Raw genomic sequence first — 21,816 nt, 5'->3', positions numbered from 1 at the left:
ATGATTGTCAAACTTCACAATGCGCTCGGCATTGGATGCGTCCTGATTGCAGCGGTTGGACTGCATGCGCAGGCGACTCAGCCAGCCCAGCAGCCCAAGCCGCCGGCGAATACTCAGCCTGCGCAAAAGCCTTCGAGCGAAGCGAATCCATTTCCAGAAGACACCAAAAGCGTTCCCGTGGTTCCGACAAATGGAGAAGCTACGGCCGCGCCTGCTCCGCCTGCAGATTCCAATGACGAGGGCGCGAGAACAACCAGCTTGCTGAAGGACGATTCCGATCCTGCGCGAAGTCCCGACGATCCGCCGCCAGGCGCATCGGATTCAGACAGCGGGTTCAGTTCCAGCCTGAACGGGGCCGGCGATGTGAACATTCCCGATGAGATGAAACCGACAGGGAAGCGCAAAAGAGGCGACGAGCCGGTGGTGCACCAGGTGACGGCCAAAGAAGATGAAGACGTAGGCGAGTTTGAACTGAGCCGGAAGAATTGGAAGGCGGCACTATCCCGGTTCCAGTCTGCGCTCGTTACCGATCCAGATAATCCCGAGGTGTATTGGGGAATCGCCGAGGCGCAGCGGCAGTTGAGAGACTTTGCGAGTGCCAAGGCGAATTACCAGAAGGTGATGGAGTACGACCCCGACAGCAAACACGGCAAAGAAGCCAAGAAGCTGTTAAAAGATCCGGAATTGGCGCATGCCCCGGCGGTGTCGGCAATTCCCGCAACCGCTACACCGGAGCCGCAACAGTAGATTATGCCGCTTGGTCACTGTCTGCTGAATGCGGCCCTATCTCACTCCTACAAAGCGCAAGTACGCTGCGATGAGCGGTTGCCCCCAGAGCGCACTGACGATTCCGCCAACACAGAGAAACGTTCCGAGCGGAAGCTTCGATAGCAGCCATGTGTCAGATCCGCGTCGCGATTCCGGCACTGCAAGCAAGACCATCGCGAATGCAGCCCCAAGCATGATGCCAAGCGCAAATGAAAGAAGTGCCCCTGAGAGTCCAAGCCACGCGCCTAGCATTGCCATCAGTTTTGCGTCGCCGAGACCGATGCCTTCGCGTTTTCGAACCAGCCTGTACATCCAGCGAATGAAGAGGACAACCGCAGCGGCGGCGACCGGAGCTGCAAAAACTCCGGTCAGGCTTGTCGGGCCGATGTTTCCGATCATGTCGGATATCGGAACCTCGGTTGATTTCTGCAGATTCACGACGACAATCAAGTTGAAGGAATTGAGAATGACGCCCATTATGATTGCCGGCCACGTCAGAAAATCAGGAAGCCACAAGTGCTCTAGGTCGAGTACTGCCAGGGCAACCAGAATCCAAAAGAAGAACATCCGGCTCAGACCGAGGTAGAGCTGAAAATGAAAGACTCCGGCAGGAACGCTGGTGAGAAAGTCGGAAGGGATTGTATGCCATGCTTCCCATGACCACAACGTCCCAATAAACAACTCCACCAGCGGATAGCGCCAACTGATCTTCGTTTTGCAGGTTCGGCACCGACCACGAAGCGCGGTCCAACTCACCAGCGGAATATTCTCCCACCACGCCAGCGTCCTCCCGCAATTGCGGCAATGCGAGCGCGGCTTGACCACGCTCTCGCCTTCCGGCCAGCGGCTGAGGCACACGTTCAGAAAGCTGCCAAAGGCAAGCCCCAGCAGTCCCGCCAAAATCGTGCCCACAATGCGAATCATCATCGGAAGGTTGAGTATACGGCCACTTCCTCAGAACTCACATTCCGCAACCAGCTTCAAGAGCCGAAGGAGCGCTCCCCGCTCTTCCGAAGTCATTTGCGGCCGGACACTCCATCACTGGTCTTTGCGTTCAGTATGCGGGCCACCTCCCAACCTGCAGGGTTACACTGATTTCGATGGACGGCGCGAGAGACGCACATAGTCCTCAGTCCCCAACGTCTGCACCGGTTGTTACTGATCCGGAGCGGGCGGCGGCCCTGTTTCAGGAGTCGGTTGCCATCATGGCGCGGCTCCGCGCTCCCGGTGGTTGCCCATGGGATCGTGAACAGTCCTTCGACACAATTCGCAAATACACCCTTGAAGAAGCCTATGAGGTCTTCGATGCCATCGAGCGGCGCGACTTCCCGCATCTTGCCGAAGAACTAGGCGATCTGTTGCTGCAGGTACTTTTCTACGCAGAGATGGCGGCGAATGACGGTCACTTCACAATCGGGGATGTGCTCGACCACCTGAACCGGAAACTCATTCGCCGCCATCCGCATGTCTTCGGCGAGGAAGCATCGCGCGCGGCGGGCAATGAGGCGACGGTCGATGCCGCAGTTGAAGGTTCTTCGGCAAAGGTGCTGCGCAACTGGGAAGACATCAAGGCCGCCGAGAAAGCGCCGAAAGCCACAGCACAGGCGGAAGGGAATCGTGGTGCGTCTCGCCTCGACTCGGTTCAGCGTGCTATGCCCGCCTTGGCTGAAGCCGCGAAGATCGGATCGAAGGCAGCGAAATCGGGCTTCGACTGGCCGCACTGGCGCGACCTGTTGCCCAAGCTGACCGAGGAGACGGCGGAACTCGAGGCCGAAGCTGCTGCCGCCGAAACTTCCCATGATCCCGCTGTAAAGGCTGCGGTCGAAGCCGAGCTAGGCGATTTACTCTTCACGGTCGTCAATCTAGGCCGCCACCTTGGCGTTGACGCGGAGATGGCCCTGCGCGGTTGCAATCTCCGTTTCCGTCAGCGTTTCAGGCAGATGGAGCTCACTTCGGTGAAACCGCTTGAGGAATTGCAGCCAGCCGAACTCGAAGCGCTTTGGACCGACGCGAAGCGAAAGCTCGCCGTCTCGGCGTCTGATTCTGCTGCCCGCAAAATGGAGCCCCACGCATGATTCTTATCCGCGCCTGTTCGGGACACGATGAGCTCGAAGCCTGCGTCCAGATGCAGATTGAGACATGGGGCTACGACGATAGCGACATCATTCCGCGCAAAGCGTTCCTGGTTGGTCAAAAAATTGGAGGCCAGGTTATCGGTGCATTCGACACTGACCTGCCCGGCGCTGCCCCCAATGGAACTCCGGAGTCAATGGTGGGATTCGCCATGTCTTTGCCCGGCGTGAAGACAGGGAAGAATTCCACAGACGGAAATCCACAGCCCTACCTGCACTCCCACATGCTGGCAGTTCGGGATCACTATCGCGATCGCGGTCTTGGCGCGCAACTCAAACTGGAGCAACGACGTGAAGCACTTTCGCGCGGGATCCGCCGCATGGAGTGGACCTTCGATCCGTTGGAGATCAAAAACGCGCATCTAAACATACATAAGCTCGGAGCGATCGTACGTAGCTATTATGTGAATTTCTATGGTGTATCCTCTTCTCGACTGCAGGGTGGGCTTCCAACCGACCGATTGGTTGCTGAGTGGTATCTCGATTCGGACCGGGTCAAGGGGATACTGGAAGGCAGTCAAGCAGCCGCATATGAGATTGAAGAACGGATCTTGGTTCCAGCCGCCATCTATGAGTGGAAGGCGTCCTCCGCTGGCCGGGAACGCGCTCTTGCAGTTCAGGATGAAAATCGCCGTCGGTTTCAAGAAGCATTTTCAAAAGGATTAGCCGTTGTCTCCTTTACCAGGGACGCGGAAGGTAACGGAGTCTTCGAACTAGCCCGCTGGGCATGAACTCGCTGTTGGTCATAATTCTGAAATCGTTATCAAATTTGCAGGAACATCGGGTCATCAATCTTTTTAAAAGCTCTTCGAGGGAAGCAAGACTTTATGAGAATCGACGGAATTGTCCTCCGCGAACTACATCTTCCGCTAGTGCGCCCCTTTGAAACCAGTTTTGGTGTAACCCGCAACCGCCGGATTCTGCTGGCCGAGATTCGCTCAGAAGGACTGGTGGGATGGGGCGAATGCACAGCTGGCGAGCGTCCACACTTCTCCGGCGAGTCCACCGACACAGCCTGGCAAGTGATCGTGAATGAACTCGGTCCAATGCTGGCCAGTGCAACGGTTGAGCATGGTGGCGACTGCCCTAAGATTTTCAGTCTTGTGCGCGGCAATCCCATGGCCAAGGCCGCGCTCGAAAACGCAATCTGGGACCTCGAGGCACAACGCGAGGGCGTTTCACTTTCGCAGCTGATCGGTGGGGTGCGGGACCGCATTCCGTGCGGCGTTTCGCTGGGAATTCAGAAGTCGATTCCCGAATTGATGGACATCATCGAAAGGGAACTGGCCTCGGGCTATCAACGCATCAAGCTGAAGTGCAAGCTGGGCTGGGATGTGGAAGTGTTTGAAAAGGTGCGCACCCAGTGGCCTGACATCATGCTCAGCTGCGATGCCAACTCCGCGTACAAGCTGAAGGATGCCGACCATTTGGTGAACTTCGACGCTTTTGATTTGCTAATGGTCGAGCAGCCGCTGTGGTACGACGACTTCTACTATCACTCTATGCTGCAGAAGCGGATGAACACGCCGATCTGTCTGGATGAGTCGATTCGCAATCGTCGCGACGCCCTCGCCGCCATCGAGATGGAATCGTGCAAGATCATAAACATCAAGCTGGGCCGCGTGGGTGGCTTCTCCGAAGCCATCGCCGTGCATAATGCGGCGCAGGAGCGCGGTATATCCGTTTGGTGCGGAGGGATGCTGGAGTCGGGTGTGGGGCGCGCACATAACATCGCGCTTTCGACGCTGGAGAACTTCCGCCTACCCGGTGATGTCTCAGCATCAGCGCGCTACTGGAGCGAGGACATCATCGAGCCCGAAGTCACAGTCACCCCAGAGGGCGAGATTCTAATCTCCGATGCGCCGGGCCGCGGATACGAAGTTCGCACCGACCTCATCGACCAATTGACCGTTCGCAAGGAAGAGATTCGAGCATTCGAACTGGTGGGGCAAAGATAGTTTCAGATTCTTGGCCGGATATGAACGATGCTATCGAGGTCGCAAAGTCGCTGAAGTTGCGGCACGGCGACCTCGAGTTGCGTCTGGCCGACTACTCCCTGCACTCCTTCCACCGTGTGCCAACCTATTTTTTCCGCATGACGAGCATTGAGCGTGACGAAGAGATCGGTGCGATCAACCTGCGCATCGGGTCAACTCCACACATCGAGCGCTACGCCGGGCACATCGGTTACGGTGTCCACCAGGCCTTTCGCGGACATCATTATGCGGCGCGATCTCTCGTGTTGCTGGTGCCATTTGCGCGAAGCCTCGGCATTGATCCGCTTTGGATTACCTGCGACCCCGAAAACGCAGCTTCGCGTCGCAGCCTTGAGCTTGCTGGAGCGGAATTCTTTGAGATTGTCGACGTCCCGCAAGACTGCGGCATTCACCGGTACGGCGGAAAAACCCGAAAATGCCGCTATCTTTTGTAGTTCGGCCAGATCGGAACCGAACCGCAGCAGGTTGCGTACTCCCATGCGGCGGAGCAACTTTGCCGGCGGGATCGCGTCTCAATAGCGAGGGCGGCCCGACCCCGCAGTTGCAGGCCGCCGGAGGTTACACCCTTGACTCCCCAGGAAGAACAGCTTCTTAACTCGCTCATCGAGCGGGTCAACCAGACACAGCTTGATGAAAAGGATCCTGACGCCGAGGCGCTGCTGAACCAGAAGCTTGCGCCAAATCCAGACGCGCTTTACATGCTGGCGCAAACGGTACTGGTGCAGAACATTGCTCTGGATCAGGCCAAGGCGCAGGTCGCTCAATTGCAGCAGCAACTACAGCAGCAGCGTCCGCAGCCGGCGCACACCACCAGCTTTCTCGGCCGCCTCTTAGGCGAACATGACCCTGCGCCCCAGACGCAATACCAGCAGGCTCCGACTCCCCCTTATCAGCCCGTTCCGCAGTATGCACCGCCGAGCCAGCCGTATCCGCAGTATGGCCAGCCGCAATATCCGCAGGCGCAATACGTCCCGGTTGGACAGCCGAGCTTCCTTCGTGGAGCCATGCAAACCGCGGCAGGAGTGGCGGCGGGAGCGCTGGCGTTTGAAGGTGTCGAGTCCATCCTTCATGGCTTTGGCCACAGTGGTTACGGCCCTGGCTATGGAATGGGTGGGTTCGGCATGGGCGGGCGTCCAGAAGAAACCATCATCAACAACAACTACTACGACGAGCCGGGTCGCGGAGCCGAGCACGGCGAACATCACCTGCAGGATGGCAGCGGCGCCTACGATCCGCGGGACAACGATCCCAACGACAATCTGCGCGGCTTCGATCAAAACGCTGGCAATGACCTCGCAACCAACGATCAGGATGCCAGCGCCTTCGCGGATGCGTCGAACCTCGACAATCCCGCAGCTTTCGACGACCAGAATGTCGACGACGGATCAGGCTTTGACGATTCCGGAAGCTTCGACGATGGTGGCGGGAGTTCCGATGATGGCGGAGGCGGATTCTAGGGCGACTGGCTCAGGACGCTTGCGCCCTGGGCCGCGCAGCTAAGGATTTCTGATTGAACCTCGGTCGTGGTGCCCCCAGTCAAATCTGCGGCCGAGAATTCCTTTAACGATCCAATGGTCGGTTGCCGCCGTTGGTCCCACGCCAACCCCGAAGTTGATCTCCCACTTCGGTGAGACGTTCAGGTCGATAGCTGGGAAGATCTGCTGCTGCTGATTGTGCAGACTTGCAATATTCGTGATGCTGCCATAGTCCGCGTAGTACTCCAATCCAGCGGCAAATTGCTTGGTGAAATCCCAGCTAAGTTTGACGGCGGGCGCAAAGTCGAGTCCGAGGTTGACATCGGGCCCGTGGAAGGTGCGCTCTAGCGCCGGGTTGACTGCCCAGTAAAAGCGGCCCTTCTGGCGGTCAACGATGGGCCGGATCTCCCACGTCCAGGTGTCGCGGTCGTAGAGAGCCCGCTGGTAGCCCACCTCTGTCGAAAGGCTCACACCGACTTTCCAGTGCCAGTCGGGCGGGACACGTACCCGCGGCCGGATATGATCGCCCACCCATTGCACACCCATGCCGTTCTGCTCGCTCGTGAAGAGGTAGAAGCCGATCTCCGACCAGTCGTTGATGCCCTGGGTGATTTCCAGGGTCTCGTGCTCTTGGTGATAGGTGGGCGCAACTCCATCGATCTTTAGGCGTTGGCCATCTGCCGTAAAGTTCGAGTGCAACTCAACCATCGTGCTTTTCGGGAGTTGCGTTTCGGATCCGTACACCTGAATTTCGTAGTTGCCTTGTGCATGGACCATGCCCACGGCGAATCCCAGAAAAAGAAGCGTCAAAGCAAAGGACTTCAAAGGGACCCCTTCGGCGCGAGATTACGGGAAACAAAGGCTTGCTATCCCTATGATTGCATGTCATTGGCGTAGAGTGAATGCCCGGATTACCCATGCTTTTGAGTGATATACTCACTACGGCGACGCGGATACGCGCCGTCATTTTCACGTCTATTGAGGTTCTCATGTCCGGCCATTCCAAATGGGCGACAATCAAGCACAAAAAGGGCGCGCTCGATGCCAAGCGCGGCAAGATATTCACCCGTCTGCTGAAGGAAATCGCTGTGGCTGCCAAGGGCGGCGGCAATCCTGACACCAACGCCCGGCTGCGCACAGCCGTGGCAGCGGCCAAGGCCGAGAATATGCCGCAGGACAATATCAAGCGGGCCATCCAGCGCGGTACCGGCGAACTGGAAGGCGTGAGCTACGAAGAGATCACGTTTGAGGGTTACGGCCCCGGCGGCGTGGCAATCGTGGTGGAAACGCTGACGGACAATCGCAACCGTACCGTCAGCGAAATTCGCCACGCCTTCTCAAAAAATGGCGGCAACCTTGGCTCTACAGGTTCGGTTCTGCACATGTTCTCGAAAAAGGGCGTGATCGACATTGAAAAGGCGAACGCCACCGAAGAGAAGTTGATGGACATCGTTCTCGAGCATGGCGGCGAAGACCTGCGCGACGAAGGTGAAGTATGGGAGATCGTCACCGATCCCCACTCCTTTGAAGGCGTACTCAACGGCGTGAAGGCTGCAAATATTTCCGTTGCCTCCAGCGAAGTCACGATGCTGGCTTCGACCTACACCAAGCTTGAAGGACCTGCAGCAGCCCAGATGCTCCGACTGCTCGAAGCGCTTGAAGATTTCGACGACACCCAGAATGTGTACTCGAACTTCGATATGGACGCCGAGCAAATGGAACAGGTGGCTGGATAAATCCCAGGGCAGGCTGGCAATCCGAAGGCCGCCTGAAGATGGCGGCCTTTTTCATGACATGCGAAATCTTAGACCGGAATAAAAAGGGAAGAACGTTGACCCCAACTGCGAAGTTTTGTTTACTGGCGATTTCTATCGTGACCGGAAGTCTGGTCGCGGCCGCCCAGGCTCCAAATAGCGGGCCCAGCCGGGCAGATGGTGACCCCAACAGTTTCATCGATTCGAGCCCACTTTCATCGGCACCAGCAAGCCCTGTAGCTGATGTTCGCGCCAATCGTAGCTGGGAATTCGCGCCCTTCGTCAACTACGGCAACGGCATCGGCGGAGACCGCTCCAATTATCATTTCCTCTCCCTTGGCGTCGAAGCGGGCAAGATCCTCACCCCTCCACTGCACGCCGGGATATTCAGTGGGCAGTTCCAATACGCGGTGAACATCATGCCGCTGTGGCAGGCATATACCCCTGCGCCGCACAACCAGATTTTCGTCTACCAGGGTGTGACTTATAACGAGCCGATTGGCGGTGGTACCTACACCGGCTTCAGTCTGACTCCCGTGATCTTCCGCTGGAACTTCCTCACCCACTCCAAGCGCATACAGCCATGGTTCCAGGGCGCAGGCGGATTGATTTACACCACCCACAAATTTCCGCCGGAGGTTCTGGTGCCGCATGGAACACCGGGAGGCACTTCGGTTTGGAACTTCTCACCGCAAGGTGGGATTGGAATCCATTACTTTATGCGCGACAAAAGATCAGTCGATCTTGGCGTGAATGCCGTACATATCTCTTCGGCATCTCTTGGCGATCGCAACCCCGGGGTTAATGCGAGCTTGCAGTTCCAACTCGGATACACATTCTGGAAGTAGAAGGGCGTCGCGCAAGATCGCCCGGTTGCGCGCTGGTTGAAAGACAAAAATGAAAGAGGCGTTAGTCGAGTGCGTTCCCAACTTCTCTGAGGGCAGGGACGCCCGGCGTGTCGAAGCCATTGTGGCCGCCATGCGGGTTGAGGGTGTGCGGCTTCTGGATTGGACCAGAGACGCCGACCACAACCGTTGCGTTGTCACGATCGCCGGGGAGCCTTCTGCTGTGCTCGAGTCTGCCGTACGCGGCGTCGGCAAGGCCGTGGAACTTATCGATCTCACTAGCCAGGAAGGTTTGCATCCTCGCATCGGTGCCGCCGACGTGGTTCCTTTTGTGCCTGTCTCCGGCATAAAGCTGGAGCAGTGTGTCATGCTCGCTCGCCAGGCGGGGCTCGAGATATGGCGCCGCTTCGGGGTACCTGTTTATTTTTACGAAGGGGCCGCATCGCGTCCCGATCGTGCCAATCTCGACGATGTGCGTCGCGGCCAGTTTGAAGGGTTGCGCGATGCCGTCCGCAAAGAGGCAGCGCGCCGTCCCGATCTCGGCGGACCCGGTTTGCATCCAACAGCGGGCGCATGCGCAGTGGGAGCACGCAAGTTCCTCGTAGCCTATAACGTGTATTTCGATTCTGCGGATGTTGCCGTGGTGCGCGCCATCGCTCGCGACGTGCGCGCAGCCTTTGGCGGCCTCCACGGGGTGAAAGCGCTGGGGGTGCTGGCGCACGGCCGTGCCCGGCTTTCCATGAATATCACTGATTTCAAATCCACCCCGGTTTCACAGGTATACGCAACGGTGTCGCGTCTGGCCATGAAACATAAAACGGCGCCGGTGGAGGGTGAACTCGTGGGGCTGGTGCCTGAAGAGGCATGTGAGCGCGAAGCCGAGTGGATGCGTCAGTTAATCGAGTTCGATGACGAGACCAAGATCCTGGAAAGGCGCCTCGCCGCGCCCCTTTCCTGGCCCGGCGAAGGTAACAGTACCAATACGGGTCTGGCCAACGTCTAAAGACTGTACAGCGGTAAAATGGTGATGCAGGATGATGAGAGTTTCCCTGCGCTTTATGCACGAATAACCGAGCCATTACGGCACCAGAGGATCAAAAATGTTCAAGTTTTTCGCCAGAATCTCGGTTCCGGCTTTTCTTGTGGCGATAACCGCCGCAGCTCCGGCGGCCCAGCTTACCGGCGATGCTCGCGCAGCCATTCCGCATGATGTGCAGCAGTTGGTGGTGATCGACTACCGCGCTATGCAGAATTCGAGCACGGCCATGGAGCTGCGCGACCGTGTGATGCCTCCCGATCTCAAGCAGTTTGATGACGCGATTCGCAAGTCCGGCCTGAACGACAATCACGACATCGACCAACTCGCCTTCGCACTGTTCCGCATGAGCGCTTCCAGCGAAGACTTGGAGACAGTAGGGATCGCACAGGGACAATTCGACGTGGCGGACATTATGGCGAACTTCCGCAAGCAGAAAGTCGTCGCCAAGCTTGTCCGTACCAATCGCGTCTTTCCGCTGGCTCACACGGGAATGGTACTCTGCTTCGTTGATCCTTCCACCATGGTGTTTGGAAGCCAGGAAGCTGTAAAGAAGGCGCTCGACGTACGCGACGGCCTGTCTGCTGGCATGCTCACCAATGCTCCGATGATGGACGCCATGCGCTCTGTCGATTCCGATCCGCTGTGGAGCATTCTCGATAAAGCAGGCACTCAGACAATGATGAAGCAGGTGCTTGGAGAAGCCGGTTCGGTTACAGATTTCGAATCAGTTCGCAAGCGCCTCGATTCGTCCTGGTACGGCATGAACTTTCAGCACGGCGTAAAGTTTGACCTCACCATCGCCACCGGCGACTCGTTTGCAGCAGCCACCGTGTCGTCGTTGCTTTCTGCCGCCATCGTCTACAAAAAGATGAGCGGTGACGAAACTGAGAAAGCTGCACTCGCGGCCACCGATATCACTTCAAATTCAGGCCAGTTGAATGTCCACTTTGCCACCACGGACAACGACTTCAACGCCCTGCTGAAGTCATCACTCTTCCAAAGCATGATTCACTGATCGTCTGGATCAATCTGTGAACTGCAAAAACCGGAGCTTCGGCTTCGGTTTTTGTTTCTCCAATGATCAGCTCACTTGCAGAATGCACTCCGTCGGCAGCTCAAGGGCCGCGCCGCAAACTTGGTTGCGTCCCGCATTCTTGGCCGCGTAGAGTGCGTTGTCGGCGCGCTGCATGAGGATGGAAGATTGCTGGCCAAGACTTGGAATCACGGTCGCACAGCCGATCGATATAGTCACAATTCCCATCGGATTGGTGTTGTGCGGCAGCTTTCGGCGACGGACCGCCGCACAGATTTGATCTGCAACTTGGAATGCACCATCTCCGGATGTGTTGGGAAGAATGACCGCAAACTCCTCGCCGCCGATGCGAGCTACCAGATCAGAAGACCGAGTCACAACGTCCTGCATAGCCTCGGCAATCTGTTTCAGGCAACTGTCTCCCCGCGGATGACCGTAGGTATCGTTGTAAGACTTGAACCAATCCGCATCCAGCAACAGAAGCGACAGAGGCGAATGTTCGCGCATGCCTCGCCGCCATTCATCCGATAGAGCTTTGTCGAACCTGTGCCGGTTCGCGAGGTGGGTCATCGCGTCGGTTACCGCGAGCGCCTCGAGCGCGGCATTGGCTCTCATCAATTCATATTCCGCTCTCTTGCGCTTTGAGATGTCGCGCACCATATTCAAAACGCCAATGGGCACGCCTGTGACGGGGTCGCGCACCGGGCGAAGATTGGCTTCGACCCAGACATATTCACCCTCCTTGTTTCTCACCCGGCACTCGAGCAGGCCGCCGTCGCTGCCCAGTTGCATACCACGCACAATCGTCTCAGCCTTCCCGCGATCCTCCGGGTGTACAAGCTCCAGGCTGCTCTTCCGCGTCAATTCATCGCTTCGCCATCCTCCCCAGGTTGAAGCCGAAGCGGAAACATAACTGCGGTTGCCGATGAAGTCAGCGAGAATGATAAGGTCGCGCGAATTCTCAGTGACGAGGTTATGAAGCGATACCGTTTCGCGCAACCGGCGCTCCGTGGAACGCAGCGTACCCAGTACCGACCCCGCTGCGAAGACAAGAAACATTCCCGACGCAAGATAGAGCTGCAGCAACAAGGTCGGCGCGACCTGAGATGCGCTGCCAATCCGCGAAAAAGGTCCCGCTCCGTGGATCGTGAACCAGCTACCCGCAGCGGCCACAAACAATGTCGCCGCTGATGCTCCTCCCAGCCCTAATCGAAAAAGAATCATTGCAACTACGGGATAAAGAAGAAAGATGACAGGGTAATCCTTTTGGCAGAACGACAGAAGCGTGATCGAAACAAATGCCAGTGGAAGATACCAATGCTTTTTTAATACTCCGGCGTGGCTTTTAGGCGACGAAAAAAGTGATACACAGGCAGGCGCAACGATCGCCGTTCCCAGGCCGTCCGCCGTGAACCAGGTGAAGAGAGTGCCCCAATCCAGCACTTTCGTTGAGATCCATGTCCCAACCACATCGACCGCGCCGACGGCGGCAGGCGCAACAAGAACAGCGAACAGGCCGAAGCGCAGCAGATATCGCTGATTGGTGAAGCAAGGCAACTCCATCGAACGTTTGCGCAGCAGCCGTGCCGCGATCAAAACTTCAGTCATATTCAGTGCAGACAGAGCAGTGCACTTCAACAGAGCGTGAGGAAAGACAATCAAACCACCCGCGAGAATGGCTGCAAATCCAGCGATGCAGTAGCGCCTCCAGAGCCACCGTGGCGCTAGAAGAAGATAGGAAAGCAACAAGCCGTTGGCAAACCAGATGAGCCGCCCGCAGTCTTCAAGTCCCATCACCAGCGAAGCTACAAAGACGACAACAAAGCTGCCAGCAACACGCATGGCGCCGCCGTATCGCACTATCGCTTGCGATATATACAGACTGCGTCCTGTGCGAAAGCCTCGAACCACTCCAGACTCCAAGTGGGTTATCGGCTTTCCTGCAGCGGAGATGAGACAAGGAAACCTGTCGACACACGAGATCGTGTGAGATGTCCTTAAGAATGCTGTGGGCTCAAAGCAGGATGGAATTCAGCCTTCCCATTGGGAAGCAACACAATCTCGATGCTGCCTTCCTGCTGTTCGTAGATCTGAGGCCCTTGCACCTGAACCGTGCGTCCATGGGGTCCCGTGTACTGCACAGAGATGGGCCCGTCGCCGCGCGTCTGGATGCGATGATGAAAAACTTCGTCCGCAGCCAGCGTGTCCTTGCCAAAACTCGCGCTGGGATAATCAACCTCAAGCAGCGTTACCGTGCCCCCAGTGTGATTCTCGACCGTCGCTTCGATGTGATACGAGTGGCAGGCAGTGAGCATGCTGAATCCAAGCAGCAACAAGGCGGCGGTTAAGAGCTTTGGCAAAGTGCGGACGATCCTGTTCATTCCGTGTTTCCGTTCTCAGCAGATGTATCCGATGTCGGCGACGTCTGCGCAACGCGCTTCTCCAGCCTGTCGAGCCGCTTCAGCAACTCCGGCAGACGTTGAAAGATGGCAACGGCGCGCAACCAAATACGATTATCAAATCCCGGTGAGCCGGAGATTATCTTGCCCGCCGGAACGTCGTGGCTCACCGCCGACTGCGCGGTAAGGATCACCCCATCCCCGACGGTGAGGTGCCCGGCAATTCCTGTCTGTCCTGCCAGAATCACGTTGTTGCCGATCACCGACGATCCTGCAAGCCCGGTTTGTGCGCAGACGAGAGTATCTTTCCCAACGCGCGATCCATGTCCGATCTGGACGAGGTTGTCGATCTTGCTGCCTTCGCCGATTTCAGTTGCGCCGACGGTCGCTCGATCCACGCAAGCATTGGCCTGGATATCCACACGGTCGCCGATGCGGACCGGCCCTGACTGAGGAATCTTCTGCCACTGTCCCTTGTCGTTCTTCGAGAATCCAAACCCATCAGCGCCGACGATGGCCCCGTTTTCCAGTGTGACGTCGTCGCCAAGCTCGCAGCCTTCGCGGACCACCGCGTGCGCATGTGCAAAAAAGCGGCTACCCGTCCTGACACCCGGATAAAGCACGACGTGAGGCAGGAGTGTGGCATTGGGTCCCAGCTTCACATTTGCTCCCACCACCACGTAAGCGCCGATGTGCGCGCCTTCGCTGATCTGGGCTGTGGGATCGATTACGGCAGTGTCATGGATACCGGCCGGATACGCCGGAGGCTGATAAAACATTCCCAGCGCCCGCGAAAAGGCATGGTAGGGATTCTTGATGCGGACCGTAGCGGCGTCGATCTCCGGAAACTCCGGTTCCACCAGAACTGCAGCCGCGGCAGTCTTCCGCGCGAGACCGGCATATTTGGGATTGGCTACAAAGGTGATCTCGGAGGGGCCAGCATCCTCAATCCCTTTCACTCCAGTGATTTCCAGCTCCGCGTCGCCGCGCAGCTCCGCACCTAGCCGACTTGCCAGTTCGCCAAGTTTCATCGAGGGAATTGTAACGGACCGGGCCACAAGAGCCTCCGCCTACTCTGCGTCTGTCTCGGCAGGGAAGAGTTCGGGCTGGCCTCCCGGCTCGGCCTTTCTCTTCTTTCCGGGACCTCCGATCAGGCTCACAACCTCCAGAGCTTGGATTGCCTGCCGTGGGACATAAATGCGCTGGGTATTGGAGCGCGTGTCGGGAGGGGTCACAAACAGGCCTGCGCCCGTCACCAGCGACCGGTCGTTGGAGGCAATTCCCTCCAGTTCATCTCCGTCGTTCAACGTCATCCGTAGCCAGAGTCCGGCAGCGCGGGGCCGAACCGTAAACTTCTTCTGCAGCAGACGTTCCGGATTGGCCATGTCGCTACTCGAGGAGAAGTCACGCACATAGCAAACCCATTTAACGGCCTCCCAGCTGACGGTGAGTACCTTTCCGCTGAGGTCGAGTATCTCCAAGGCAGCGGCTTCCTGCCCGAAGACAGAGCCAGCGTACCCCGCGTACCACTCGCGAGAGAACTTGCGCACAATCACTGGCTTACGAGCCGAGCCCATGGCTTGGATTGTCGCACGCACCGGCCCGAATGCGCCTCCAAAAGTCGCAAAACTGGTGCCGTTCTCTCTGGTCAATAGGGTTGGATTATGATAAGGTACTCATTTGCAACCTCTCGTGCATGGCGCCGTAAGCTGAACAGCATCAGAGACTTGCCCTTGGTTTTGCAGGTGGAAGCAGGAACGGAATGCCCGACTACATTTACCTTCTTGAGAACCGGCTTTCAGCCGATCAGCAGAATGCACTGCGGCAGTTGCGCGAAGTGGCCCGAGAGGCCGGTATCCTCCTCTTCCTTACCGGCGACGCCGTCCGGGATCTGACCAGCGGTCACGCCGTTCGCGACATCGAAGTCGCCGTCCAGGGCAATGCTCTCAAGCTCAAAAAAGCGATCGAAAAGGTCGGAGCCAAGACGTGGGGCGAAGACGAAGCTTCCCATGCTCTCTACCTCTGCTTTCCCGGAACTGTCCGTGTAGACCTGGTAAGCACCCACCGCCGCGATTACGCCAAGCCCGGTAAACCGGTATTTCATCTGTCATCAATTCAGGACGACCTCCGCCGGCGCGACTTTACCGTCAACGCCATGGCCATCTCTCTCAATGAGGGTTCTTTCGGCCTGTTGATGGATCCTATGAACGGCGCGGCTGACATTGAAGCCCGCACCTTGCGCCTGGTCTCCAATTACGGATTTCTTGAAGAGCCGGCTTTCCTGATTCGTGCCACGCGCTATATCGCGCGCTTGAGTTGGGATCTCGATCCGCGCACGCAACAGCGCTATGAGAATGCCAAGGCAGAGAATGTCATCGAACATCTTTCAGCGCACGACCACAGTTTCGAACTCGAGCAGATCGGCCACGAGGATGAGGGGCTGAAGGTGTTGCGCGCTCTTGAAGCCGAAGGCTGGATGAACGTGCTCTTTCCATCTTGGACCGCGGCCAAGGCAGACGAAGAGAAACTGAACGCTTTGCATGACCTCCGCGCGCAGTTGCAGATGCAGGGTGTGCATCCCGACATGTCTGCGGGGCAGATGCAACTGTTGACAGCGAAGATGTCGCCCAAAGATCTGTCCGCTCTGAAGAAGCAAATGCTTCGGCAGGGTTTTGTGGAAGAGTGGAACAGCCTGGATTCTCTTGCGAGCGGATTCGCAAAGGTACTTCTGAGCAAGGCGAATGCAACGCCCTCCCTGGCCTACAAGCTATTTACGACTCACGACCCCGAAGCGGTGCTTTGGCTCGGGTTCACCAGCAAAGACAGCGCTGTGAAGGCCAAATACGAATTGTTCCTCAAGACATGGCCCGAGGCGCGCCAGAGAACTCCGTATGCGCAGATGCAGGAGATGCGGATTACGCCGGATCTTGCCACCTACAAGGACATCGTTCACCAGATCTTCCTGCAACTGATCGACGGTGGTTTGAATACTCCGGAAGAGATCAAGGCATTCCTGGAACCGCATTCTCCGCCTGCACCACCGCCGCAGATCACCATCAAGCGCACGCGCGCCAAGCGCAACGTTGAGAAGGTCAAAGAGAAGTCATTCGACGACGATGAAGATGAAGAGGGCGGCGACGAAGACGACCTGGACGATATCGGCGGCGGGGATGACGAGGAGATCGATCTGGGCCTGAACCTGCCCAAGGGAGACGACCTCGACGAAGAAATCGTAGACGAGGAAGAACCAGAATCGGACGAGGTTGATTCGGACGACGAAGACGAAGAGCCGGTGCGCAAAGGCCGCGGCAAGCAGCCGGCGCCGGCCAAACCCGGCAAAGCGGCCTCACACAAAAATGAAGTGCCGGTGGGCAAAACCGCAGTCAAACCCGAAGCGACTGCAAAGGCAACTTCGGCAGGCAAAGTAACTCCGCCTGCGAAAGGGAAGCCTGAACCGCCCAAGGCTGAGAAGGGCAAGGTAGCTGCGCCCGCGCCGGCTGCCAAGAAAGCTGCGCCACCAGCCAAGCCTGCGCACCCGGTCAAGCCTGTTCCTACAAAACCTGTAGCTAAAACTCCTGCTAAGCCTGCAGTGAAGGCAGCCCAGGTCAAGTCGCACGCCAAGCCGGCACACAAGGCAGTGGCCGCCAAAAAGCCCGCCCCGGTGGCCAAGGCCAAACCGCACACCCCGGCGAAGTCTTCGAAGCCGGCGGCCAAAAAGCCAGTTCACAAAGCTGGCAAAAAGCATTAGCTGTGTCGCGCGGGAGAGGAGACAGTTCCTTTTCCGCGTGCCGCTACTGTTATTCTCGTTTCACAATCATGACCTCCGGGAGAACCTTCATGGTCCGCCTACTTTCCCGCGCCTCGTTTCTTTGTCTGTTCTGCATTTTCCTTTCAACCGCATCCCCGGTTTTTGCCCGCCGCGCTGCGACTCCGTCGCCCACTCCTCAAACTAGCGGAGCCGGATATCGCTTTGATCGCGGCGGATGGAAGTACGTGCACCTTGAAGGGACACCCGCGCAGATCGGCTTTCAACATGGTCAATTGCTCGCTGCGGAGATCGCTGACCTGCTAGCCGTCATCAAACTTGAAACGCAACACGACACCAAACGCGACTGGACTTTTTATCGCGAAGCGGGCCGCAAGATGCTCTGGCCGCATATCGATACTGAGTATCAACAGGAACTCGAAGGCATCGCCAAGGGCGCGCAATCCAAGGGAATCAAGATTGATGTGTGGGATGTGGTCGCGCTCAACGCTGGAATTGAGTTGCCGGACTATTACGTTCCCTGGCTCAACAAGAGCGAACATGCCAGGACGCCCGTAATTCGCCCCGAAGGTCACTGCTCAGCTTTCATTGCTACGGGCAGTTTCACTAAGGGAGGCAAAATCGTAGTTGCGCACAATAACTGGTCAACCTATGCCGACGGCGAGCGGTGGACCGTGATGTTCGACATCCAGCCGGAACATGGCCACCGCATGGTGATGGACGGAGAACCGGGCGTGATCACAAGCCAGGACGACTTCGGTGTGACCGATGCTGGCCTCATCATCACTGAGACCACGATTACGCAATTTGTCGGATGGGATCCGGATGGCAAGCCTGAGTTCGTTCGCTCGCGCAAAGCCATGCAGTATGCGAGTTCGATTGACGAGTACGTCGACATCATCAAAGAAGGGAACAATGGGGGCTACGCCAACGACTGGCTGGTGGGCGATCGCAAGACCGGCGAGATTGCATATTTGGAACTGGGTTTGAAAAACACTCCGCTATGGCGATCGAAGGACGGATACTTCATCAGTTCAAACTTCCCGCGTGACCCTGCACTCATCAAGAATGAAACCGACGGATTCGATTCTTCCGACAAGTCCAATTCGATGAATGCGCGTCACCTGACCTGGGAAGGCAAGATTGCTTCGAACAAGGGCAAGATCGATGTCAATCTCGCGCAGGAATTTCTTTCGAATCACGAAGACAGCTTTACCGGGAAAGTCCACGCCGACGCGCGCACCCTCTGCGGACACATCGACGCCGATCCCCACGGAGTGCCCGAGTGGAATGATCCGCCGTACTATCCCGATGGCGCGGTTACCGGGAAGGTGACGGATTCTGATCTTGCTGCGAATCTCTCGCTGATTGCGCGCGCAGGCCATCCCTGCGGAGAAGATTTCATTGCAGCCCCATTCTTCGTCGCGCATCCAGAATTCGATTATCTGAAGCCGATTCTCAAGGACATGAAGGCGGGCCCGTGGACGAAGTTTTCAGCGGGTGACAAATAAGCATCCTGACCTTGACGCGGAGATTGCGAAGGACGCCATCAGCAGAGAAGGCAGGCGCCTGTTCTCTCATGATGTTTTGTTACGCAGTCTGATTTAACTCTGCGAGGATTTGGTGCACGGCCACATCCGCCGCCTTCGCGAGGTCCGGTGAAAGGTCCATCGAGATCGACTGCCTGGGGTCGATAGTGATGGCGTACAGCACCACCTCCCGCTCGCCACTCTGCATATAGAAAGCATCCAGCAGGTCTTTCACACCGATGTCATGAGCCGTGAGTGTAGGCGGATAATCGGCGGAGAAGCGCGGCACAGTCCGTGTCACGGTTCCGGGAGGGTTCCCATCGTCCGTGGCGTCAATGAGGACAATGTGGCCGGCACTCTGCAGCGGCTCCAGCAGAACGAATCCGCCGGTGCCGCCGTCGAGGCATTCCACATTTGCCGGGAGTGTGTGTTTTTCAAGAGCCCGCACAACATGCACGCCGACACCTTCGTCGCCCATGATCACGTTGCCAAGCCCCAGCACCAGAGTCTTCTTCGCGTCCGTACTCACCAACACCTCGCGTCACGCCCGTATCCCAACATACAACGGTAGCCCGAGGTGTTGGTGTTTATTTCCCTTGACCATGGCTCCTAGTTGCTTATTCCGTGATCCCTATTTCTTTGTCTCTTCCACGCGGTCAAACTTCCATCCACCCACGATCGAGGAGATCGTTCCGCGACCCTCGATGTAGTCGTGATAGAAAGCCAGGTACACGTGAACGACGATGAACACGACAAAGAACCAGAGGAACAGGTGATGCCAGTAACGGACACTCATCTCGCCGCCCATCAATGGCACGATCCACGTGAACATGCGCGGGATAAATGAATTGCTCATGCTCGAGTAAAGAGCAAATCCGGTAATTGACTGCGCAACGAATGCCAGGAAGGTGAAGAAGTAAATAAATCCCGCCAGTGCGTTGTGTCCGGTCGAAATCGGCCCGTGCAGTTTGGTCTCAAATACGTCGGCCTTGATCACGTCGACGATCTCCTGCCGCTGTGCCTTCTTCAGCGGGAAGAAGGAGTTCCATCGCGCATACTTGTTGCCCACAAATCCCCAGTAGAGCCGAGCCAGGAAGTTGAAGACATACACATATGCGCAGGCGAAGTGAATGAAACGGACCCAACCGAACCAATACTGCTGGTACGATTCTGCCGAATAGAACACCCGCAGCGGAGCGCCGATCAAGTAACCGGTGATGCAGAGCAGCACCAGCGCAATGGCGTTGATCCAGTGATAGGCGCGTACCGGCAATTCCCAAACGTACACCCGGCGATATTCTGCCGGATGATTGCCGTTGCCCAAAGTCGGTTTTCCTACAATTCCAGTCGCACTCATAGCATCACTCGAAGGAGATCTGGTGAAGGTGTTTGCCTTGCGGATCGTAGAGGTGCACGGCGCAGGCAAGACACGGGTCAAAGGAGTGAATCGTCCGGATGATCTCGACCGGCTGTTCAAGATTCGCCACCGGCGTACCAATCAGTGCAGCTTCAAACGAAGAGTGTTGCTTCTTGGCGTCGCGCGGAGAACCGTTCCATGTTGTCGGAACCACGAGCTGGTAGTTGTCGATCTTGCCGTCCTTGATCTTGATCCAGTGGGCCAATGCGCCGCGTGGAGCTTCCACCAGGCCAACGCCTTCGGCTTCCTTGGGCCACGTCTTCGGATCCCACTTTTCATTGTTGAAGGTCGACGTCTCGCGAGTCTTCACGCGTTCCATCAGCTCTGCGTAAAACTCCTTCAGCCATTGAACTTCCAATGCCGCCGAAAGTCCGCGTGCTGCCGTGCGTCCCAGCGTCGAGAACAACGCGTCCACCGGAACTCCCAACTTGCCAAGTGTCGACCCGACAAGTTCCTTTACCTGGGCATTACCCGAAGCGTAGGCAACCAGCAGCCGAGCCAGTGGACCTACTTCCATCGGGTTGTCCTTCCACCGTGGCGTCTTCAGGAACGAATACTTCTCGTATCCCGCCAGCGACTCGAACGGCGGCTGCGGTCCCGTGTACTTGATCTCCGTCTCGCCTTCCCATGGATGGAGGCTCACATTGTCGCCGCCCTCGTACGTGTACCAAGACGAAGCAATGTACTCTTTGATCTCCTGCGAGTCCCTGGGATTGACCGAATAAACATGGCTCAGATCGCGATTCAGTATGGCGCCGCGCGGATATTTGAACGCCTCAGGCTTGTTGTAGCCCTGCGTCGGATACTCGCCGTAACTTAGATAGTTCTTCAGTCCGCCGCCCCACTTCGCCCAGTCCTTGTAGAACGAGGCAACCGCCAGCAGGTCAGGTACGTAAACCTGATTTACAAACTCATCGGCTTGCGAAATCAGCTTCCCGACCAGGTTCAACCGCTCAGTATTGATCGCTGCAACTTCGTCCAGATCGATAGAGCAGGGAACTCCACCGACAAGATAATTCGGGTGCGGATTTTTGCCGCCAAATACCGCGTGGATCTTGACGATTTCCTTCTGCCACTCCAGCGCATCAAGATAATGCGCCACAGCGATCAGGTTTACTTCCGGCGGAAGCTTGTAAGCCGGATGTCCCCAGTAGCCGTTAGCGAAGATACCCAGTCCAGTGGCTGCGAACTGCTTGATCTTGTTCTGCACATCGGTGAAGTGCGCAGCAGTGTTCTTGTCGTAGCTTGAGAAGGATTGCGCAATCTCCGCGGCCTTCTTGGGGTCTGCCTTCAGAGCGTTGACGATATCCACCCAATCCAGCGCGTGCAAATGGTAGAAGTGCACCACGTGATCCTGCACATGCTGGGTGGCAGTCATGATGTTGCGAATCAGCTCAGCAGTCGGCGGCAGCGAGATGCCCAGCGCATCTTCAACCGCGCGGCAGCTGGCCATCGCGTGAACCGTGGTGCAAACTCCGCACACGCGCTCTGTGATTGCCCACGCATCACGAGGATCGCGGCCTATCAAAATCTTCTCAAGTCCGCGAATCATGGTGCCTGAACTGAATGCGTCGGTAATGACGCCGTTTTCTACCACTGCCTCTACACGCAGGTGGCCTTCAATGCGAGTTACGGGATCAACAACAATGCGTGTCATGGCCG

Annotated in this window: 21 protein-coding genes; 12 read left to right on the top strand and 9 right to left on the bottom strand. The window is 57.1% G+C overall.

What is annotated here, in order from left to right; all coding sequences use genetic code 11:
• A complete protein-coding gene (locus P8935_RS17080; RefSeq protein ID WP_348261504.1) occupies nucleotides 1-747 on the top strand; it encodes a tetratricopeptide repeat protein in 747 nt (248 codons plus the stop codon).
• 36 nt (nucleotides 748-783) lie between these two features.
• Here P8935_RS17080 and P8935_RS17075 read toward each other — a convergent pair whose 3' ends face one another.
• The gene (locus P8935_RS17075; RefSeq protein ID WP_348261503.1) at nucleotides 784-1,695 is read right to left on the bottom strand and encodes a prepilin peptidase; all 912 of its coding nucleotides are present in this window, start codon (nucleotides 1,693-1,695) and stop codon (nucleotides 784-786) included.
• Nucleotides 1,696-1,868: 173 nt separating this feature from the next.
• Here P8935_RS17075 and mazG point away from each other — a divergent pair, with 173 nt between their 5' ends.
• The 5 genes from mazG (at nucleotide 1,869) to P8935_RS17050 (ending at nucleotide 6,354) form a co-directional block, all read left to right on the top strand.
• Nucleotides 1,869-2,843 (top strand): nucleoside triphosphate pyrophosphohydrolase, encoded by a 975-nt coding sequence (mazG, locus tag P8935_RS17070; protein WP_348261502.1) that lies wholly within the window; start codon nucleotides 1,869-1,871, stop codon nucleotides 2,841-2,843.
• A complete protein-coding gene (locus P8935_RS17065; RefSeq protein WP_348261501.1) occupies nucleotides 2,840-3,631 on the top strand; it encodes a GNAT family N-acetyltransferase in 792 nt (263 codons plus the stop codon). The genes mazG and P8935_RS17065 overlap by 4 nt, the downstream gene beginning before the upstream one ends.
• Nucleotides 3,632-3,727: 96 nt before the next feature.
• Complete coding sequence (gene menC / locus P8935_RS17060) at nucleotides 3,728-4,858, top strand: o-succinylbenzoate synthase (RefSeq protein WP_348261500.1); 1,131 nt, start codon at nucleotides 3,728-3,730, stop codon at nucleotides 4,856-4,858.
• Between the two features lie 20 nt (nucleotides 4,859-4,878).
• A complete protein-coding gene (locus tag P8935_RS17055; protein WP_348261499.1) occupies nucleotides 4,879-5,331 on the top strand; it encodes a GNAT family N-acetyltransferase in 453 nt (150 codons plus the stop codon).
• Between the two features lie 132 nt (nucleotides 5,332-5,463).
• The gene (locus P8935_RS17050) at nucleotides 5,464-6,354 is read left to right on the top strand and encodes a DUF2076 domain-containing protein (protein WP_348261498.1); all 891 of its coding nucleotides are present in this window, start codon (nucleotides 5,464-5,466) and stop codon (nucleotides 6,352-6,354) included.
• A 39-nt stretch (nucleotides 6,355-6,393) separates the two neighbouring features.
• Here the strand turns inward: P8935_RS17050 and P8935_RS17045 are convergent, their stop codons facing one another.
• Nucleotides 6,394-7,197: a hypothetical protein gene (locus P8935_RS17045; RefSeq protein ID WP_348261497.1), complete on the bottom strand. Its 804-nt coding sequence runs from the start codon at nucleotides 7,195-7,197 to the stop codon at nucleotides 6,394-6,396.
• Nucleotides 7,198-7,361: 164 nt separating this feature from the next.
• Here P8935_RS17045 and P8935_RS17040 point away from each other — a divergent pair, with 164 nt between their 5' ends.
• From P8935_RS17040 to P8935_RS17025, 4 genes are all read left to right on the top strand, one after another.
• Nucleotides 7,362-8,108, top strand: coding sequence for a YebC/PmpR family DNA-binding transcriptional regulator (locus P8935_RS17040; RefSeq protein WP_348261496.1), 747 nt, complete (start codon nucleotides 7,362-7,364; stop codon nucleotides 8,106-8,108).
• 95 nt (nucleotides 8,109-8,203) lie between these two features.
• Complete coding sequence (locus P8935_RS17035) at nucleotides 8,204-8,974, top strand: acyloxyacyl hydrolase (protein WP_348261495.1); 771 nt, start codon at nucleotides 8,204-8,206, stop codon at nucleotides 8,972-8,974.
• Between the two features lie 49 nt (nucleotides 8,975-9,023).
• Nucleotides 9,024-9,974 (top strand): glutamate formimidoyltransferase, encoded by a 951-nt coding sequence (ftcD, locus tag P8935_RS17030; RefSeq protein ID WP_348261494.1) that lies wholly within the window; start codon nucleotides 9,024-9,026, stop codon nucleotides 9,972-9,974.
• Between the two features lie 97 nt (nucleotides 9,975-10,071).
• Complete coding sequence (locus tag P8935_RS17025; RefSeq protein ID WP_348261493.1) at nucleotides 10,072-11,025, top strand: hypothetical protein; 954 nt, start codon at nucleotides 10,072-10,074, stop codon at nucleotides 11,023-11,025.
• A gap of 66 nt (nucleotides 11,026-11,091) precedes the next feature.
• Here the strand turns inward: P8935_RS17025 and P8935_RS17020 are convergent, their stop codons facing one another.
• From P8935_RS17020 to P8935_RS17005, 4 genes are all read right to left on the bottom strand, one after another.
• Complete coding sequence (locus tag P8935_RS17020) at nucleotides 11,092-12,885, bottom strand: diguanylate cyclase (RefSeq protein WP_348261492.1); 1,794 nt, start codon at nucleotides 12,883-12,885, stop codon at nucleotides 11,092-11,094.
• A 155-nt stretch (nucleotides 12,886-13,040) separates the two neighbouring features.
• A complete protein-coding gene (locus tag P8935_RS17015; protein WP_348261491.1) occupies nucleotides 13,041-13,424 on the bottom strand; it encodes a hypothetical protein in 384 nt (127 codons plus the stop codon).
• Nucleotides 13,421-14,500 (bottom strand): UDP-3-O-(3-hydroxymyristoyl)glucosamine N-acyltransferase, encoded by a 1,080-nt coding sequence (gene lpxD, locus P8935_RS17010; protein WP_348261490.1) that lies wholly within the window; start codon nucleotides 14,498-14,500, stop codon nucleotides 13,421-13,423. The genes P8935_RS17015 and lpxD overlap by 4 nt, the downstream gene beginning before the upstream one ends.
• Before the next feature lie 12 nt (nucleotides 14,501-14,512).
• Nucleotides 14,513-15,040 (bottom strand): hypothetical protein, encoded by a 528-nt coding sequence (locus tag P8935_RS17005; RefSeq protein ID WP_348261489.1) that lies wholly within the window; start codon nucleotides 15,038-15,040, stop codon nucleotides 14,513-14,515.
• 164 nt (nucleotides 15,041-15,204) lie between these two features.
• On the opposite strand from P8935_RS17005, the gene P8935_RS17000 reads away from it, so the two are divergent.
• Together P8935_RS17000 and P8935_RS16995 are read left to right on the top strand one after the other, a co-directional pair.
• On the top strand, nucleotides 15,205-17,190 hold the full coding sequence (locus tag P8935_RS17000) for a CCA tRNA nucleotidyltransferase (protein ID WP_348261488.1): 1,986 nt from the start codon (nucleotides 15,205-15,207) through the stop codon (nucleotides 17,188-17,190).
• 89 nt (nucleotides 17,191-17,279) lie between these two features.
• A complete protein-coding gene (locus P8935_RS16995) occupies nucleotides 17,280-18,719 on the top strand; it encodes a C45 family peptidase (RefSeq protein ID WP_348261487.1) in 1,440 nt (479 codons plus the stop codon).
• A gap of 79 nt (nucleotides 18,720-18,798) precedes the next feature.
• Here P8935_RS16995 and P8935_RS16990 read toward each other — a convergent pair whose 3' ends face one another.
• From P8935_RS16990 to P8935_RS16980, 3 genes are all read right to left on the bottom strand, one after another.
• Nucleotides 18,799-19,266 (bottom strand): hydrogenase maturation protease, encoded by a 468-nt coding sequence (locus P8935_RS16990; RefSeq protein WP_348261486.1) that lies wholly within the window; start codon nucleotides 19,264-19,266, stop codon nucleotides 18,799-18,801.
• 102 nt (nucleotides 19,267-19,368) lie between these two features.
• Entirely contained in the window at nucleotides 19,369-20,094 is a 726-nt protein-coding gene (gene cybH, locus P8935_RS16985; protein ID WP_348261485.1) for a Ni/Fe-hydrogenase, b-type cytochrome subunit, read from the bottom strand.
• Nucleotides 20,095-20,098: 4 nt separating this feature from the next.
• The gene (locus P8935_RS16980) at nucleotides 20,099-21,811 is read right to left on the bottom strand and encodes a nickel-dependent hydrogenase large subunit (RefSeq protein ID WP_348261484.1); all 1,713 of its coding nucleotides are present in this window, start codon (nucleotides 21,809-21,811) and stop codon (nucleotides 20,099-20,101) included.
• Nucleotides 21,812-21,816 lie beyond the last annotated feature (5 nt).

Origin of the sequence: Telmatobacter sp. DSM 110680, from assembly GCF_039994875.1 — a bacterium.
Classification (GTDB): domain Bacteria; phylum Acidobacteriota; class Terriglobia; order Terriglobales; family Acidobacteriaceae; genus Telmatobacter.
This window is presented reverse-complemented; position numbering and strand designations above follow the sequence as displayed.